16 protein-coding genes are annotated in these 16,348 nt (G+C 60.4%); 14 read left to right on the top strand and 2 right to left on the bottom strand.

All coding sequences use genetic code 11. The features are described 5' to 3' along the window. Nucleotides 1-4 precede the first annotated feature (4 nt). Nucleotides 5-3,211 carry a ribonuclease E gene (gene rne / locus ACCD00_RS05560; protein WP_413422643.1) on the bottom strand — a complete coding sequence of 1,069 codons (3,207 nt, stop codon included), beginning with the start codon at nt 3,209-3,211 and terminating at the stop codon, nt 5-7. 702 nt (nt 3,212-3,913) lie between these two features. Between rne and rluC the strand changes: the two genes are divergently transcribed. Genes rluC through ACCD00_RS05575 form a run of 3 tightly spaced genes read left to right on the top strand, consistent with a single transcriptional unit; the run spans nt 3,914 to nt 6,539 of the window. Then, a complete protein-coding gene (rluC, locus tag ACCD00_RS05565; RefSeq protein WP_413422645.1) occupies nt 3,914-4,876 on the top strand; it encodes a 23S rRNA pseudouridine(955/2504/2580) synthase RluC in 963 nt (320 codons plus the stop codon). Next, on the top strand, nt 4,863-5,525 hold the full coding sequence (locus tag ACCD00_RS05570) for an HAD-IA family hydrolase (RefSeq protein WP_413422647.1): 663 nt from the start codon (nt 4,863-4,865) through the stop codon (nt 5,523-5,525). Before rluC ends, ACCD00_RS05570 begins: the two co-directional genes overlap by 14 nt. A 24-nt stretch (nt 5,526-5,549) precedes the next feature. Continuing rightward, entirely contained in the window at nt 5,550-6,539 is a 990-nt protein-coding gene (locus ACCD00_RS05575; protein ID WP_413422649.1) for a S49 family peptidase, read from the top strand. A 54-nt stretch (nt 6,540-6,593) separates the two neighbouring features. Here ACCD00_RS05575 and ACCD00_RS05580 read toward each other — a convergent pair whose 3' ends face one another. After that, the gene (locus ACCD00_RS05580; RefSeq protein ID WP_413422651.1) at nt 6,594-7,172 is read right to left on the bottom strand and encodes a Maf family protein; all 579 of its coding nucleotides are present in this window, start codon (nt 7,170-7,172) and stop codon (nt 6,594-6,596) included. Nucleotides 7,173-7,277: 105 nt separating this feature from the next. On the opposite strand from ACCD00_RS05580, the gene ACCD00_RS05585 reads away from it, so the two are divergent. The 11 genes from ACCD00_RS05585 (at nt 7,278) to ACCD00_RS05635 (ending at nt 16,305) form a co-directional block, all read left to right on the top strand. Next, entirely contained in the window at nt 7,278-7,805 is a 528-nt protein-coding gene (locus tag ACCD00_RS05585; protein WP_007942001.1) for a YceD family protein, read from the top strand. A gap of 13 nt (nt 7,806-7,818) precedes the next feature. Then, a complete protein-coding gene (rpmF, locus tag ACCD00_RS05590; protein WP_003179396.1) occupies nt 7,819-8,001 on the top strand; it encodes a 50S ribosomal protein L32 in 183 nt (60 codons plus the stop codon). Between the two features lie 4 nt (nt 8,002-8,005). Continuing rightward, on the top strand, nt 8,006-9,016 hold the full coding sequence (gene plsX, locus ACCD00_RS05595) for a phosphate acyltransferase PlsX (protein ID WP_413422653.1): 1,011 nt from the start codon (nt 8,006-8,008) through the stop codon (nt 9,014-9,016). Between the two features lie 123 nt (nt 9,017-9,139). Then, on the top strand, nt 9,140-10,078 hold the full coding sequence (gene fabD, locus ACCD00_RS05600) for an ACP S-malonyltransferase (RefSeq protein ID WP_413422655.1): 939 nt from the start codon (nt 9,140-9,142) through the stop codon (nt 10,076-10,078). A 17-nt stretch (nt 10,079-10,095) separates the two neighbouring features. After that, the gene (gene fabG, locus ACCD00_RS05605) at nt 10,096-10,836 is read left to right on the top strand and encodes a 3-oxoacyl-ACP reductase FabG (protein WP_008016438.1); all 741 of its coding nucleotides are present in this window, start codon (nt 10,096-10,098) and stop codon (nt 10,834-10,836) included. A gap of 197 nt (nt 10,837-11,033) precedes the next feature. Next, nucleotides 11,034-11,270, top strand: a complete 237-nt coding sequence (acpP, locus tag ACCD00_RS05610) for an acyl carrier protein (protein ID WP_003175607.1) — start codon at nt 11,034-11,036, stop codon at nt 11,268-11,270. Nucleotides 11,271-11,378: 108 nt separating this feature from the next. Beyond that, nucleotides 11,379-12,623 carry a beta-ketoacyl-ACP synthase II gene (gene fabF, locus ACCD00_RS05615; protein ID WP_413422658.1) on the top strand — a complete coding sequence of 415 codons (1,245 nt, stop codon included), beginning with the start codon at nt 11,379-11,381 and terminating at the stop codon, nt 12,621-12,623. After that, complete coding sequence (gene pabC, locus ACCD00_RS05620; protein ID WP_413422660.1) at nt 12,623-13,438, top strand: aminodeoxychorismate lyase; 816 nt, start codon at nt 12,623-12,625, stop codon at nt 13,436-13,438. The genes fabF and pabC overlap by 1 nt, the downstream gene beginning before the upstream one ends. Nucleotides 13,439-13,441: 3 nt before the next feature. After that, entirely contained in the window at nt 13,442-14,674 is a 1,233-nt protein-coding gene (gene mltG / locus ACCD00_RS05625) for an endolytic transglycosylase MltG (RefSeq protein WP_413422662.1), read from the top strand. A gap of 19 nt (nt 14,675-14,693) precedes the next feature. Then, nucleotides 14,694-15,326 carry a dTMP kinase gene (gene tmk, locus ACCD00_RS05630; RefSeq protein WP_413422664.1) on the top strand — a complete coding sequence of 211 codons (633 nt, stop codon included), beginning with the start codon at nt 14,694-14,696 and terminating at the stop codon, nt 15,324-15,326. Continuing rightward, the gene (locus tag ACCD00_RS05635) at nt 15,319-16,305 is read left to right on the top strand and encodes a DNA polymerase III subunit delta' (RefSeq protein ID WP_413422666.1); all 987 of its coding nucleotides are present in this window, start codon (nt 15,319-15,321) and stop codon (nt 16,303-16,305) included. The genes tmk and ACCD00_RS05635 overlap by 8 nt, the downstream gene beginning before the upstream one ends. Nucleotides 16,306-16,348: the final 43 nt, after the last annotated feature.

A 16,348-nucleotide genomic window follows, 5' to 3' on the forward strand; every position in this document is an offset into this window, starting at 1 on the left:
GGAATCAGACGAGAGGTTTAGGCTCGTGCTCTTTTTCCTGGGCCTGTTCGTGTTGCTCGACCGCTTCCTGAACGGAGCGTGGTGCTTCGTGGATCACTGACTCAACCGGCTCGGCAGCCACTTCAGCGGCAACCGGTGCGGGTTCGGCAGCGACAACCGCTTCAGCCGGAGCAGCAGCGGCGGCCAGTTCGGCTTCCTTCTGCAGACGCTCGGCTTCACGCTTGCGACGACGCACTTCACGCGGGTCGTTAGGCGCACGACCACTTGGGGTCAGGGCGCTGACAGGCGCGGCCTCGACTACCGGTGCAGGCGCTTCGGCAACGACCGGTGCTTCAACGACCGGTGCTTCAACCACCGGCGCTGGAGTCGGCTCCGCTGCGGCAACTACCGGCTCGGAAACCATGGCTTCAGCCACTTGGGTTTCAGCGGCTGGTGCAGCTGCTTCAGCGACGGCTGGCTCGGCCACCCAGTTGAACGCGGTTTGCTCTTCACGTACTTCGCGAACGGTTTCAGTCACGGTCTCGACGACGGCCTCTGCAACCACGGCAGGTGCTTCAACCACGGGAGCCGGCTCGGCGGCCGCTTCAACGGCAGGCTGTGCCTCAGGCGCTGGCGCCAGTTCGATTTCCGGCGATGCGGTGACTTCAACCGGCGTGGTCGCTTCAACGACTGGCGCTTCAACTGGAGCAGACTCCAGGGTCGCGGCAGTGGCGCGTTCGGCTTGCACGTTGGCTTCTGCTTCAGCCGGAGCACTGATCACGCTGCTGGCGACGGCTGCGGTGACAGCCAGGCCGGCGGCCAGGTCGGCAACGCTTGGTGCTTCAGCGTTTTCACCGGACTCGGACTCTTCCGAACCTTCGATCACGTTGCCGTTGGCGTCACGCTGACGCTCGCGACGGTTGCTGCGACGACGCTGGCCACGGGAACGACGGCGCGGACGATCGCCTTCGGCGGCTTCCTGACCCTCTTCCTGCAGTTGCTCTTCGTTGGTGGTCAGTTCTTCTTCGGCTGCGGCTGCGGCAGCTTGTTCGGCACGTGGTTGACGTTCTTCACGCGGCGGGCGTGGAGCGCGTTCTTCGCGTGGCTGGCGAGCTGGACGCTCTTCAGCGGTAGCAGCAGCGGCCGGAGCGGCCGGAGCGGCATCCAGAGGCTCGCGCAGTTCACGAACGCGTTCTTCGCGCTCGCCACGAGGCTTGCGGTCTTCGCGCGGAGCGCGCGGTGCACGTTCTTCACGAGGAGCGCGCGGTGCGCGTTCTTCGCGGGCGACTGCCGGCGTTTCTTCGCGGGACTCACGAGGCTCGCGAACTTCGCGAGGCTGACGCTCTTCGCGCGGTGCGCGTTCTTCACGCGGGGCACGTTCTTCGCGAGGTTTGCGCTCTTCATCGCGGCGACCAGTACGGTTGCGGCTTTGCTGGCGACCGTTGCGACGCTCTTCGTTGCGGGCCGGACGCTCGACGGCAGGTTTTTCAACGACAACCGGCGCGACAGGCTCTTCCTTGGTGGCGAACAGGCTCACCAGCGACTTCACCAGGCCTTTGAACAGGCTTGGCTCTGGCACGGCGACCGGAGCAGGGGCCGGAGCGGCGACTTCGGTCGGAACCGGAGCGTTGGCGCGGGCCGGGGCTGTCTTGACCGCCGCTTCCTGGCGAACCAGGGTGCGGGTTGCAGCAGCTGGCTGGACTTCTTCGACTTCGGCAGCGGCAGCGGCGATTTCGTAGCTGGACTGGTTGGTCGCGGCTTCCGGGCTGTCATCACGCAGGCGCTGCACTTCGAAGTGCGGCGTTTCGAGGTGATCGTTCGGCAGGATGACGATGCGGGCGCGGGTGCGCAGTTCGATCTTGGTGATCGAGTTGCGTTTTTCGTTGAGCAGGAACGCAGCCACCGGGATCGGCACTTGTGCACGAACTTCGGCGGTACGGTCTTTCAGGGCTTCTTCTTCGATCAGGCGCAGGATCGCCAGGGACAGCGATTCAACGTCACGGATGATGCCGGTGCCGTTGCAACGCGGGCAGACGATGCCGCTGCTTTCGCCCAGGGATGGACGCAGGCGCTGACGGGACATTTCCAGCAGGCCGAAGCGCGAGATGCGACCGACTTGCACGCGAGCGCGGTCGGCTTCCAGGCATTCGCGGACTTTCTCTTCCACGGCGCGCTGGTTCTTGGCAGGGGTCATGTCGATGAAGTCGATGACGATCAGGCCGCCGATGTCACGCAGGCGCAACTGACGGGCGATTTCTTCGGCCGCTTCAAGGTTGGTTTGCAGCGCGGTTTCTTCGATGTCGCTGCCTTTGGTGGCGCGCGCCGAGTTGATGTCGATGGACACCAGGGCTTCGGTCGGATCGATCACGATGGAGCCGCCGGAAGGCAGTTCGACAACGCGCTGGAAAGCGGTTTCGATCTGGCTTTCGATCTGGAAACGGTTGAACAGCGGAACGCTGTCTTCGTACAGCTTGATCTTGCTGGCGTACTGCGGCATCACCTGGCGGATGAAGGTCAGGGCTTCGTCCTGGGCTTCAACGCTGTCGATCAGCACTTCGCCGATGTCCTGGCGCAGGTAGTCGCGGATCGCGCGGATGATCACGTTGCTTTCCTGGTAGATCAGGAACGGCGCGGCGCGGTCCAGCGAGGCTTCCTTGATGGCGGTCCACAGTTGCAGCAGGTAGTCGAGGTCCCACTGCATTTCTTCGCTGCTGCGGCCCAGGCCGGCAGTGCGCACGATCAGGCCCATGTCGGCCGGGGCAACCAGGCCGTTCAGGGCTTCACGCAGTTCGTTGCGCTCTTCGCCTTCAATGCGACGGGAGATACCGCCGGCACGCGGGTTGTTCGGCATCAGCACCAGGTAACGACCGGCCAGGCTGATGAAGGTGGTCAGGGCGGCGCCCTTGTTGCCACGTTCTTCTTTCTCGACCTGAACGATGACTTCCTGGCCTTCGCTCAGGACGTCCTTGATGTTGACGCGACCTTCCGGGGCTTTCTTGAAGTATTCGCGGGAGATTTCTTTGAGGGGCAGGAAGCCATGGCGCTCAGAGCCGAAATCGACAAAGGCAGCCTCAAGGCTTGGTTCGATGCGAGTAATCCGGCCTTTATAGATGTTGGCCTTCTTCTGCTCGCGTGCACCGGATTCGATGTCCAGGTCGTAGAGGCGCTGGCCATCTACCAGTGCAACACGCAACTCTTCGGGTTGAGTTGCGTTAATCAGCATTCTTTTCATGTAGTACCGTCGGTTTCCGGGCTGCCGGAAACGGCGTTCGGCACACACGACTTCTCACGGTCGGTGTCAGGTGCGTCGGGAGTGGTTGGCCATTTCCCGTGTCCAGCGAAGTCCGGCCAATGTGGGCCTTCATCGCGACGTACGCGTCCTGCTTGCTGTGGCTACTTAAGCACTCAGTCAGGAGGAGGAATCAACCAGCGGCTGTGGACGAGATGAAGCGTCTTGAGAAATCCTGTTGCTACACAGTCCGGCGGTTGTGCATCTCCACCCTACACGTATCCCTGATAATTCGGGTGCTGCCGCGCGCAGAATCCGCAGCGGGTTGGCATTTACCGTGAGCTCCGAAAGGGGAGGTCACGCATCATGGCTAATTTAGGCGTTGTTTCCGATGCCTTCGCTCGGGGTCATTCGCAGCTGACTGCACTTTGTGAACTGGCCGTGAATATGGCTCGCAAAACGAGTGGAAAACTCTGCTTTGTGGCGTGATTCAGGCCTCATGTCACCTGCGCTCGTTACACCTGCAAACTCCACCGTTACGTAGCGAAAGCCCCGTAGGACGGCCTCGCGTCCTGGTGAATTGCGTTGGTCAGGGCCGGTTTTTGACCGTTGGTCCGCTGTCCAGGCCGCTTTTGGCGACGTTCGCGACTATAGCAGCAATGATTAAGTGCTTCAATTCCATAAAAAATTGTTATCATCCGCGCCATGACGACGACTACCCCCCCGACTCCAGGCGTACAACTGCTTGAGGTCTCGCCGGAATATGCCGGCCAACGCATTGATAATTTCCTTCTCGCCCGACTCAAAGGCGTGCCCAAGACCTTGATTTACCGCATTTTGCGCAAGGGCGAAGTGCGCGTGAACAAAGGTCGGATCAAGCCCGAGTACAAGCTGCAGACGGGCGATATCGTGCGCGTGCCGCCGGTGCGCGTGCCTGAACGCGACGAGCCGGTGCCACTGGCACAAGGCCTGCTGCAGCGACTCGAAGCCTCGATTGTCTTCGAAGACAAGGCGCTGATCGTGATCAACAAGCCTGCGGGCATTGCGGTGCACGGCGGCAGCGGGCTGACTTTCGGTGTGATCGAAGCCTTTCGTCAGTTGCGCCCCGATTGCAAGGAGCTCGAGCTGGTTCACCGTCTCGACCGTGATACGTCCGGCCTGTTGATGATCGCCAAGAAGCGCAGCATGTTGCGCCACTTGCATACCGCGTTGCGCGGTGATGGCGTCGACAAACGCTACATGGCGCTGGTCCGCGGTAACTGGGCGAGCTCGATCAAGCAAGTCCGTGCGTCGCTGGGCAAGAGCAATCTGCGCTCCGGCGAACGCATGGTCGAGGTCGACGAGGAGGAGGGGAAGGAGTCCGTGACCGTGTTCAAGGTCCTGCGCCGCTTCGGCGACTTTGCCACCCTGATCGAAGCCAAGCCGATTACCGGTCGGACTCACCAGATCCGCGTCCATACCTTGCACGCCGGGCATTGCATCGCTGGCGACACCAAGTATGGCGACGAAGGTTTCAGCAAGGAAATCCGCGATCTGGGCGGCAAGCGCCTGTTCCTGCACGCCTACATGCTGACTGTGCCGCTGCCTGACGGTGGCGAGCTGAAGTTGCAGGCACCGGTCGACGAGATGTGGGCCAAAACCGTGGAGCGATTGAGTGCGCCCATCTGATTACAAACTGCTGATCTTCGATTGGGACGGGACGCTGGCCGATTCCATCGGTCGGATTGTCGAGGCAATGCACGTTGCCTCGCAGCGTTCCGGGTTTGAACAGCGCGATGATTTTGCCGTCAAAGGTATTATCGGGCTGGGCTTGCCGGAAGCGATCCGCACCCTGTACCCCGAGATTGGCGACACCGAACTGATCGCGTTCCGCGAGCATTATGCCGAACATTACATTGCGTCGGAGGCTGTGCCTTCACCGTTGTTCGAGGGTGTGGTCGAGTCGCTCGAGGCATTCCGTGCCGAGGGTTATCATCTGGCTGTGGCGACCGGCAAGGCCCGTCGCGGGCTGGACCGGGTGTTGAAGTCCCATGGCTGGGAGAATTACTTCGATATCACCCGTGCCGCTGACGAGACCGCCAGCAAGCCTCATCCGTTGATGCTCGAGCAGATTCTCGCGCATTGCGAGGTTCGCCCGGAACAGGCGTTGATGGTCGGTGATTCGTCCTTTGATTTGCAGATGGCGCGCAACGCCGGTATGGACTCGGTGGCAGTCAGCTATGGTGCTCAAACGATCGATGCGTTGAAGTTATATGAGCCGCGACTGGCCATCGACCGCTTTTCAGAATTGCATGCCTGGCTGAGTCAGCAGGCTTAACCGGTTGTTTTTGGGGTGGATGGCATGACCGACGAATGGAAAGCGCCCGCCAAGGCGAGCGCAGAGAGCGGTGACGACAAAAGCTGGGCGCTGCTGGAGAAGACGCTGCTGGCTGGCGTGCAGGAGCAGCGTCGGTCCCGTCGCTGGGGCATATTCTTCAAGCTTCTGACTTTTGTGTATCTGTTCGGCGCTATTGTTCTGTTTTCGCCGCTGATGGATGTGGAAAAAGCCGCCACCCGCAGTGCCCATTACACGGCGCTGATCGATGTGACGGGCATGATTGCCGACAAGGAGCCGGCCAGTGCAGACAATATCGTTGGCAGCCTGCGCGCGGCTTTCGAGGACGAGAAGGTCAAGGGTGTCATCCTGCGGATCAATAGTCCTGGCGGCAGTCCGGTGCAGTCGGGTTATGTCTATGACGAGATCAAGCGTCTACGCGGCCTGCATCCGGATACCAGGCTGTATGCGGTCATTTCCGACCTGGGGGCTTCCGGTGCCTACTACATCGCCAGTGCGGCGGATCAGATCTATGCCGACAAGGCCAGCCTGGTCGGTTCCATCGGTGTGACGGCAGCCGGTTATGGCTTTGTCGGCACCATGGAGAAGCTGGGTGTCGAGCGTCGCACTTATACCTCTGGCGAGCACAAGTCGTTCCTCGATCCGTTCCAGCCACAAAAGCCGGAAGAAACCGCCTTCTGGCAGGGTGTGCTCGATACGACCCACAAGCAGTTCATCAATAGCGTCAAGCAGGGGCGGGGCGATCGCCTGAAGGACAAAGAGCATCCGGAGCTTTTCTCTGGTCTGGTCTGGTCCGGCGAGCAGGCGCTGCCACTGGGATTGATCGATGGGCTGGGTAATGCCAGTTCGGTTGCGCGGGATGTGATCGGCGAGAAAGAACTGGTGGACTTTACCGTTCAGGAGTCGGCATTCGATCGCTTCTCGAAAAAGCTCGGTGCCAGCGTGGCTGAGCATTTGGCGATGTGGATGGGGTTCAACGGTCCGTCGTTGCGCTGATTGTGGAGTGACATGAAAAACCGGCCTGCGAGGCCGGTTTTTTAATATTTGGACTCAGGGGATTTGTACGCCTTCGGCCAGCAACATATCGATCAGGCGAATCAGCGGCAGGCCGATCAGGCTGGTGGCGTCGGGTCCCTCGGTGCTGCGAAACAGGCTGACCCCCAGGCCTTCGGCCTTGAAGCTGCCTGCGCAGTCATAGGGTTGCTCGGCGCGCAGGTAGCGTTCGATGCGGGGCGTGTCGAGTGTGCGCATGTGTACGGTGAACGGCACGCAGTCGACCTGACAGTGCCCGGTCTGGCTGTTGAGCAGGGCCAGACCGGTCAGAAACGTCACGCTGGCACCGCTGGAGGCCAGCAATTGCTCGCGGGCTCTTTCGAACGTGTGGGGCTTGCCGATTATCCGGTCTGCCAACACTGCGACCTGGTCGGAGCCGATTATCAGATGAGCGGTATGGCTGTCGGCCAGGGCGCGCGCTTTCTCTTCGGCGAGGCGCTTGACCAGTTCCATGGCCGATTCGCCGGGACGATGGCTTTCGTCGATATCCGGCGAGCTGCACGTGAAAGGCAGCTGCAGGCGAGTCAATAATTCCCGGCGATAGACCGAGCCGGAAGCGAGTAATAAAGGCAGCATGCGCATCTCCAGAAGGCAGGTGCGAATTCTAGCGAGGCTTCCAAGTGACGGACAGGGCTGAATTTCCTTTGACATGGGCGGGTGCATCCCTATAATGCTGCGCCTATGTTGAATGACCCGATTCCACCTCACGTTGACCCGCGCAAATTGGCTGATCGTGGCACCACCCTTCAAGGTGAAATGCTGCTGGCCGATTTGGAGAGACTCTGCGACCCGCTTTCCGACAATGTCGGTACGGTGCAGGCTAAATTCGTTTTTGAACGAGATGAACGTAAATCTGTGGTCATCCACAGCTTTATCGACACTGAAGTCAAAATGGTTTGCCAGCGTTGTCTTGAGCTGGTCACCCTGCCGATCCATAGCGAATGCAGTTACGCTGTGGTGAAGGAGGGTGCGAATACCCAGTCGTTGCCGAAAGGTTATGACGTGCTGGAACTGGGCGAAGATCCTTTGGATCTGCAGTCACTGATCGAGGAGGAGCTTCTGCTCGCCTTGCCCATTGTGCCTGCTCATCATCCGGAAGAATGCCAGCAGCCGGCGGGAGCAGATGAGCCCGAACCGAGCGAGGACGAGGTAACGCGGTCCAACCCGTTCAGTGTATTGGCGCAGTTAAAGCGTGACCCAAACGTTTAGGAGTTAATCAATTATGGCTGTTCAGCAGAACAAAAAATCCCGCTCTGCCCGTGACATGCGCCGTTCGCACGACGCTCTCGAGGCTAGCACCCTGTCTGTAGAAAAAACCACCGGTGAAGTTCACCTGCGTCACCACGTATCGCCAGAAGGCGTATACCGTGGCCGTAAAGTGATCGACAAGGGCGCTGACGAGTAATCACTTGTCCGCTCAAGTCATCGCGATTGACGCAATGGGCGGGGACTTCGGTCCCCGCAGCATTGTCCAGGCCAGCCTTGCTTGCCTGTCTGCCACGCCCTCGCTGTACCTGACCCTCGTCGGTCAACCCTCCCTTCTTGAAGAATTGATCGCTGGCCATTCGGCTGTGGATCGCGCGCGCCTGTCGATTGCTCCGGCGAGTGAAGTCATCACCATGGACGAAAAACCTGCCCAGGCCTTGCGTGGCAAGCCGGACTCGTCGATGCGCGTGGCCCTTGAGCTGCTGCGTGACGGCAAGGTCCAGGCCTGCGTCAGTGCCGGCAATACCGGTGCGCTGATGGCGTTGTCGCGGTTCGTACTCAAAACCCTGCCGGGTATTGACCGCCCGGCCATGGTGGCGGCGATTCCGACACAAAAGGGTTACTGCCAACTGCTTGACTTGGGTGCCAACGTCGATTGCAGTGCCGAGCACCTGTTGCAGTTTGCGGTCATGGGCTCGGTTGCGGCCGAGACCCTGGGTATCACCCGTCCACGGGTAGCGCTGCTGAACATCGGTACCGAAGACATCAAGGGGAATCAGCAGGTCAAGCTGGCTGCGACGTTGCTGCAAGCCGCCCGAGGTATCAACTACATCGGCTTCATCGAAGGTGATGGTTTGTATCGCGGTGAGGCGGACGTGGTGGTCTGCGATGGCTTTGTCGGTAATATCCTGCTCAAGTCCAGCGAAGGTCTCGCGACCATGATTGCCGCGCGCATCGAAGCCTTGTTCAGGAAAAGCCTCGCTTCCCGCGCTGTCGGTGCCTTGGCGCTGCCTTTGATGAAACGCTTGCAGGCCGATCTGGCGCCGGCGCGACATAATGGCGCAAGCTTCCTCGGCTTGCAGGGCATCGTGGTGAAAAGTCACGGTTCGGCCGGGGTTCAGGGCTTCCAGAGTGCAATTCAACGCGCGTTGATAGAGATTCAGGAGAACTTGCCTGAGCGCCTCCATGGCCGTCTGGAGGATTTGTTGTCTTAGGCGTTTTCGTCGGACAATGCTTAAATGTGACTGCCCGGTTCAAAGGGCCATCCAACTGTCAGTTTCTTGCGTCCCCAAGCGGGGCGTCATTCTCCGACGACAAGATCATTAGGGGCTTGTTACATGTCTGCTTCCCTCGCATTCGTCTTTCCAGGACAGGGTTCGCAGTCCCTCGGCATGCTGGCCGAGCTGGGCGCGCAACATCCGCTGATCCTCGAAACCTTCAAAGAAGCTTCCGAAGCACTGGGTTACGACCTGTGGGCACTGACCCAGCAAGGGCCGGAAGAGCAACTCAATCAAACCGATAAAACCCAGCCGGCCATTCTGACCGCTTCGATCGCCTTGTGGCGTTTGTGGCTGGCGGAAGGCGGTGCGCGTCCGGCTTACGTTGCCGGGCACAGCCTGGGCGAATACAGCGCGCTGGTTGCTGCCGGTAGCCTGACGCTGGCAGACGCGGTGAAGCTCGTTGAGCGCCGCGGCCAATTGATGCAGGAAGCGGTGCCGGCCGGACAGGGTGGCATGGCTGCCATCCTCGGTCTGGAAGATGCCGATGTGCTGGCTGCCTGTGCCGAAGCGGCGCAGGGCGAAGTGGTCAGCGCCGTCAACTTCAACTCCCCGGGCCAGGTAGTGATTGCCGGCGCCAAGGCTGCGGTTGATCGCGCCATCGAAGGCTGCAAGGCCCGTGGCGCCAAGCGCGCCATGCCGCTGCCGGTGAGCGTGCCATCGCACTGTGAACTGATGCGTCCGGCTGCCGAGCGTTTCGCCGAATCGATCGCGGCAATCGACTGGCAGGCACCGCAGATTCCTGTGGTCCAGAACGTCAGTGCCGAAGTGCCGGCCGATCTGGAAACCCTCAAGCGCGATCTGCTCGAGCAGCTGTACAAGCCGGTACGCTGGGTCGAATCCGTGCAGGCGCTGGCAGCCAGGGGCGCGACCAATCTGGTCGAATGCGGCCCGGGTAAAGTGCTCGCCGGTCTGAACAAGCGTTGCGCCGAAGGCGTGTCGACATCCAACCTCAATACCCCAGACGCTTTCGCTGCCGCCCGCGCAGCGTTGGCCTGAACTCAGGAGAAGCTTGCATGAGTCTGCAAGGTAAAGTTGCACTGGTCACTGGTGCGAGCCGTGGCATCGGCCAGGCCATCGCCCTGGAACTGGGTCGTCAAGGCGCCATCGTTATCGGTACTGCGACCTCCGCGTCGGGTGCTGAACGCATTGCCGCCACCCTGAAGGAAAATGGTATTCAGGGCACCGGCCTGGAACTCAATGTCACCAGCGACGAGTCCGTGGCGGCAGTCCTGGCGAGCATTCAGGAGCAGTTCGGTGCGCCGGCGATCCTGGTCAATAATGCCGGTATCACCCGCGATAACCTGATGATGCGCATGAAAGACGACGAGTGGCACGACGTTGTCGATACCAATCTGAACAGTCTGTTCCGCCTGTCCAAGGGCGTTTTGCGTGGCATGACCAAAGCCCGTTGGGGCCGAATTATCAGTATTGGTTCGGTTGTGGGTGCCATGGGCAACGCAGGCCAAGTAAACTACGCTGCCGCCAAGGCCGGCCTGGAAGGTTTCAGCCGTGCACTGGCGCGTGAAGTCGGTTCGCGTTCGATTACGGTAAACTCGGTGGCCCCAGGGTTCATCGATACCGATATGACTCGTGAATTGCCCGAGGCGCAGCGTGAAGCCTTGCAGACGCAGATTCCGCTGGGTCGTCTGGGGCAGGCTCAAGAGATCGCGTCCGTGGTCGCTTTTCTTGCGTCGGACGGTGCGGCTTACGTTACCGGAGCTACAATCCCGGTGAACGGCGGGATGTACATGTAATTCAAATGTGACGGATTGCTTCAAAAAAATGTCATACGAGCTGTCTAAAATCCGTTATAAAGCTGCAATCTATTTTATAGGCATAGGGTCACCGGGTTTGAGGAGTGAAGCTTTCAGTTGAAAAGCTGAAAAGCCTTTCTATACACTTACCCACTGGCCAGCTGCCTGAATTTGTCCATTAGGAGTGAAAACAAGGTATGAGCACCATCGAAGAGCGCGTCAAGAAAATCGTTGCTGAGCAACTGGGCGTTAAAGAAGAAGAAGTGGTCAACACTGCTTCCTTCGTAGAAGACCTGGGTGCCGACTCCCTTGACACCGTTGAGCTGGTGATGGCTCTGGAAGAGGAATTCGAGACCGAAATCCCTGACGAAGAAGCCGAGAAGATCACTACTGTACAAGCTGCAATCGACTACGTTACTAGCCACCAGGCGTAATAGTTTGTAATCGTTGCTCGCTGTCATGGAAAAACCGCACTGCCATCATGGCGTGCGGTTTTTTCTTTAGGCCTGATGCAAAGTCGTCATTTGAAAAAGGAGAGTGCTGTGTCGCGTAGACGCGTCGTAGTCACCGGTATGGGTATGTTGTCGCCACTGGGCACGGATGTGCCGAGCAGCTGGCAGGGCATTCTGGCTGGCCGCAGTGGCATTGGTCTGATCGAACACACCGACCTTTCTGCCTATTCCACCCGTTTTGGCGGCTCGGTAAAGGGCTTCAATGTCGAGGAGTACCTGTCGCTCAAGGAAGCCCGCAAGCTCGACCTGTTCATTCAATACGGTCTGGCCGCAGGTTTTCAGGCGGTACGCAACGCCGGCCTGGAAGTCACCGACGCCAACCGTGAGCGCATCGGCGTGGCCATGGGGTCGGGTATTGGCGGACTGACCAATATCGAAGAGACCAGCCGCACCCTGCATGAGACCGGCCCACGGCGGATTTCCCCGTTTTTCGTGCCGGGCTCGATCATCAATATGATTTCCGGTTTCCTGTCGATCCACCTGGGGGCACAGGGACCTAACTACGCCATCGCCACGGCCTGTACCACCGGTACCCACTGCATTGGCATGGCAGCCCGCAACATCATGTACGACGAAGCCGACGTGATGATTGCCGGTGGCGCCGAGATGGCGGCCTGCGGCCTGGGTATGGGCGGCTTCGGTGCCTCGCGCGCACTGTCGACCCGCAACGACGAGCCGACCCGCGCCAGCCGTCCATGGGACAAGGGCCGCGATGGCTTCGTATTGTCCAATGGCGCCGGTGCGCTGGTGCTCGAAGAACTCGAGCACGCCAAGGCCCGCGGTGCGACCATCTACGCCGAGCTGATCGGTTTCGGCACCAGTGGCGATGCCTACCACATGACCTCGCCGCCTGCAGATGGCGCGGGTGCTGCGCGCTGCATCACCAATGCGCTGCGCGACGCCAAAATCAATGGCGATCAAGTGCAGTACATCAACGCCCATGGCACCTCGACTCCCGCTGGCGACCTGGCCGAAGTCAATGCGATCAAGTCGGTGTTCGGCGATCACGCCTACAAGCTGGCGATCAGCTCCACCAAGTCCATGACCGGTCACCTGCTGGGTGCGGCGGGCGCAGTCGAGGCGATCTTCAGCGTGCTGGCAATCAACAGTCAGGTAGCGCCGCCGACCATCAACCTTGATGAGCCGGACGAAGGCTGCGACCTCGATTTCGTGCCGCACACGGCGCGCAACATGGATATCGATGTGGTCGTTTCCAACTCATTCGGTTTTGGCGGCACCAACGGCTCGCTGGTGTTCCGCCGGTTCGCAGGCTGATGGACAGCTGGGTCGACGGTCAGCCGGCTGACGCTTTGTCGCTGAAGGATCGCGGCCTGGCTTACGGCGATGGTCTGTTTGAGACCATCGCCGTGCGCAACGGGCAGCCAGTGTTGCTGGACCGGCATCTGGCGCGTCTGGCGGAAGGCTGTTCGCGCCTGGCAATAACAGCCGGGCATGAGCTGATCCGCAGCGAACTGCTGGCCTACGCCGCAGCACTGGGTGATGGTGTGCTCAAGCTGATCCTCACCCGTGGTGACGGTCTGCGCGGTTATGCCCCCGATCCTTCGGCTCAGGCCCGACGCATTCTGCAAGGCAATCCACCTGCGGCTTACCCTGCCGCGCATGGTGAGCAGGGTGTTCGTTTGTTCCCTTGCGCCACGCGATTGTCCAGACAGCCGTTACTTGCCGGCCTCAAGCACCTCAATCGCCTTGAACAAGTCCTCGCCCGTGCCGAATGGCAGGACGCCGAGCATGCCGAAGGCTTGATGCTCGATCAGGCCGGGCGCGTGATTGAAGGCGTGTTCAGCAATTTGTTCCTGGTGCGTGACGGTGTACTCGTCACCGCTGACCTCAAGCGCTGCGGCGTGGCCGGCGTAATGCGTGCCGAAGTATTGTTTCAGGCCAAGTCGCTGGGAATCCCCACGCAAATCACCGATATTCCTCTTGAGCAGCTGCAATGGGCTGACGAAGTCTTTGTTTGCAACAGCGTATATGGCGTTTGGCCGGTGCGTGCCTATGCAGCACTGAGCTGGCCGGTTGGGCCGCTCACCCGTAAACTTCAATCCATTGCCCATGCACTACTGGATGCTTGATACGTGAGACGTAAATTCTTGCTGCTGCTGGAAACCGGACTGGTTCTGGCAGGGCTGCTGTTGGGTGCTTCAGCCTGGAAAATTCATTCGGCGCTGGTACAGCCGCTGAACATTGCCCAGGAACAATTGCTGAATGTGCCCAAGGGCACCACACCGACTCGCACCTTCTACCGACTCGAAGCCAATGGCGTCATCAAGGACGCATTCTGGCTACGCGTGTATTGGCGCTTCAATCTCGCCAAACAACCCCTGCACAGCGGCGAATATCGCATGCAACCGGGCATGACCGTCGAAGGCCTGATCGACCTGTGGAAACGCGGGGAAATGGTTCAGTACAGCCTGACCCTGGTCGAAGGCTGGAATTTCCGTCAGGTCCGCGCAGCGCTGGCCAAGGAAGAGAAGCTCGATCACAGCCTCAATGGTTTGAGCGATAGCCAGGTCATGGACAAGCTCGGTCACACCGGGATTTTTCCGGAAGGGCGCTTCTTCCCTGACACCTATCGTTACGTGCGCGGCATGTCCGACATCGAGCTGCTGAAAACCGCTTACGACCGCCTCGACGAAGTGCTCGCCAAGGAATGGGAGCAGCGCGCCGCGGATGCGCCGTACACCGAACCCTATCAAGCGCTGATCATGGCCTCGCTGGTCGAGAAGGAAACCGGCGTACCGCAGGAGCGTGGGCAGATTGCCGGTGTGTTTGTCCGGCGCATGGCGATAGGCATGCTGCTGCAGACCGACCCGACGGTGATCTACGGCCTCGGCGACCGCTACAGCGGCAAGCTGACCCGGGCTCACCTCAAGGAAGCGACGCCCTATAACACCTATATGAATGCGGGCCTGCCACCGACGCCGATTTCGATGGTCGGTCGCGAAGCCATCCATGCGGCACTGAATCCGGTGGAGGGCAACAGCCTTTACTTTGTGGCGCGCGGTGACGGCACTCACGTGTTCTCCGATGACCTGGATGCCCACAACAATGCAGTGAAGGAGTTCCAGCTCAAGCGTCGCGCCGATTACCGCTCCAGCCCGGCGCCCGTTTCCGTGTCAGAGACACCGCCAAACCAGGCTGAACAAGCCGGAACGCAGGAGGCGCAGGCTTCGCAAGAGCAGGTGCCGATCCCGGCGGCTTCACCGAACACGGCCCCCGAGGCGCTGCCGCAGGTGCCGTCGCAAGATCCTGCGCCGGCCCCTGAAACGCCGGTCCTCGATGCCAGCGCACCGAAAAGCCCGCAATGACTCTGACTAAGGACTGCCTGTGACTGGCTTGTTTATTACTCTGGAAGGCCCGGAAGGCGCCGGCAAGAGCACCAATCGCGAATACCTGGCCGAGCGCTTGCGCGCTGCCGGCATCGAGGTGTTGCTGACCCGCGAGCCGGGCGGCACGCCATTGGCCGAGCGCATCCGTGATGTTCTGTTGGCCCCCGTCGCCGAAGTCATGAACCCGGATACGGAACTGCTGTTGGTGTTCGCCGCGCGTGCCCAGCACCTGGCTGAAGTGATTCGCCCGGCGCTGGCCCGCGGTGCCGTGGTCTTGTGTGATCGTTTTACCGATTCGACATACGCCTACCAGGGCGGTGGTCGCGGCTTGTCGCTGGAGCGCATTGCGACCCTGGAAACCTTCGTTCAAGGCGATCTGCGCCCGGACCTCACGCTGATTTTCGATCTGCCAGTCGAGGTGGGATTGGCCCGCGCCAGTGCTCGCGGTCGCCTGGATCGCTTCGAGCTCGAAGGCCGGGCCTTTTTCGATGCCGTGCGCAATGCCTTCCTCAAGCGGGCCGAGGCGGATCCGGCGCGTTATGTGCTGGTCGATGCTGCCCAACCTTTGGCACAGGTTCAGCAATCGCTGGATGCCTTGTTGCCGCGCCTGCTGGAGTTGAGCCGTGGCTGAGGCCTATCCGTGGCAGGAAACCCTTTGGCAGCACCTGGCGGGTCGCGCCCAGCATGCGCACGCCTACCTGCTGCATGGCCCGGCCGGGATCGGCAAGCGGGCACTGGCCGAGCGCCTGATGGCCAGCCTGCTGTGCCAGCGCCCGATCGCGCTGGACGCCTGCGGCGAATGTAAATCCTGCCTGTTGCTCAAGGCTGGCAGCCACCCGGATAACTACATCCTGGAGCCGGAAGAAGCCGACAAGGCGATCAAGGTCGATCAGGTTCGCGATCTGGTCAGTTTCGTGGTGCAGACTGCGCAGTTGGGCGGTCGCAAAGTGGTGCTGATCGAGCCGGTCGAGTCGATGAACATCAACGCCGCCAATGCCTTGCTCAAGAGCCTTGAAGAACCGTCCGGCGATACGGTTCTGTTGCTGGTCAGTCATCAGCCGAGCCGTTTGTTGCCAACCATCAAGAGTCGTTGCGTTCAGCAGGCCTGTCCGCTGCCGGGCGAGGCCATGAGCTTGAAGTGGCTGGCTCAGGCGTTGCCGGAGTGTTCCGAAGAAGAGCGCGTCGAACTGCTGACGCTGGCCGCCGGTTCGCCACTGGCGGCGGTCAACCTTCAGGCCCAGGGCGTGCGTGAACAGCGCACGCAAGTGGTCGAAGGGGTGAAGAAACTCCTCAAGCAACAGCAGTCGCCAACGCTACTGGCAGAGGAATGGAAAAACATTCCGATGCTGCGCCTGTTCGACTGGTTCTGCGATTGGTCGAACCTGATCCTGCGCTATCAGTTGACCCAGGACGAAGCCGGCCTCGGCCTGGCCGACATGCGCAAAGTCGTGCAATACCTGGCGCAGAAAAGCGCCCAGGGCAAAGTCCTCGATATTCAGGACTGGATCCTCGCTCAGCGCCAGAAAGTCTTGAGCAAGGCCAACCTCAATCCAGCCCTGCTGCTGGAGGCATTGCTGGTGCAATGGGCGTCGTTGCCTGCCCAAAGATGACTGCCTGCGCCTAGACTCTGATTATCAGAACACCCGACCGTCC

The organism is Pseudomonas sp. Pseusp3, assembly GCF_047304225.1.
Taxonomy (GTDB): domain Bacteria; phylum Pseudomonadota; class Gammaproteobacteria; order Pseudomonadales; family Pseudomonadaceae; genus Aquipseudomonas; species Aquipseudomonas fluorescens_CD.

Bases quoted from the DNA above. Each gene is read 5' to 3' on its own strand.
- rne (WP_413422643.1), bottom strand. From the start codon at position 3,211: ATGAAAAGAATGCTGATTAACGCAACTCAACCCGAAGAGTTGCGTGTT.
- rluC (WP_413422645.1), top strand. From the start codon at position 3,914: ATGACGACGACTACCCCCCCGACTCCAGGCGTACAACTGCTTGAGGTC.
- ACCD00_RS05575 (WP_413422649.1), top strand. From the start codon at position 5,550: ATGACCGACGAATGGAAAGCGCCCGCCAAGGCGAGCGCAGAGAGCGGT.
- ACCD00_RS05580 (WP_413422651.1), bottom strand. From the start codon at position 7,172: ATGCTGCCTTTATTACTCGCTTCCGGCTCGGTCTATCGCCGGGAATTA.
- ACCD00_RS05585 (WP_007942001.1), top strand. From the start codon at position 7,278: ATGTTGAATGACCCGATTCCACCTCACGTTGACCCGCGCAAATTGGCT.
- rpmF (WP_003179396.1), top strand. From the start codon at position 7,819: ATGGCTGTTCAGCAGAACAAAAAATCCCGCTCTGCCCGTGACATGCGC.
- fabD (WP_413422655.1), top strand. From the start codon at position 9,140: ATGTCTGCTTCCCTCGCATTCGTCTTTCCAGGACAGGGTTCGCAGTCC.
- fabG (WP_008016438.1), top strand. From the start codon at position 10,096: ATGAGTCTGCAAGGTAAAGTTGCACTGGTCACTGGTGCGAGCCGTGGC.
- acpP (WP_003175607.1), top strand. From the start codon at position 11,034: ATGAGCACCATCGAAGAGCGCGTCAAGAAAATCGTTGCTGAGCAACTG.
- pabC (WP_413422660.1), top strand. From the start codon at position 12,623: ATGGACAGCTGGGTCGACGGTCAGCCGGCTGACGCTTTGTCGCTGAAG.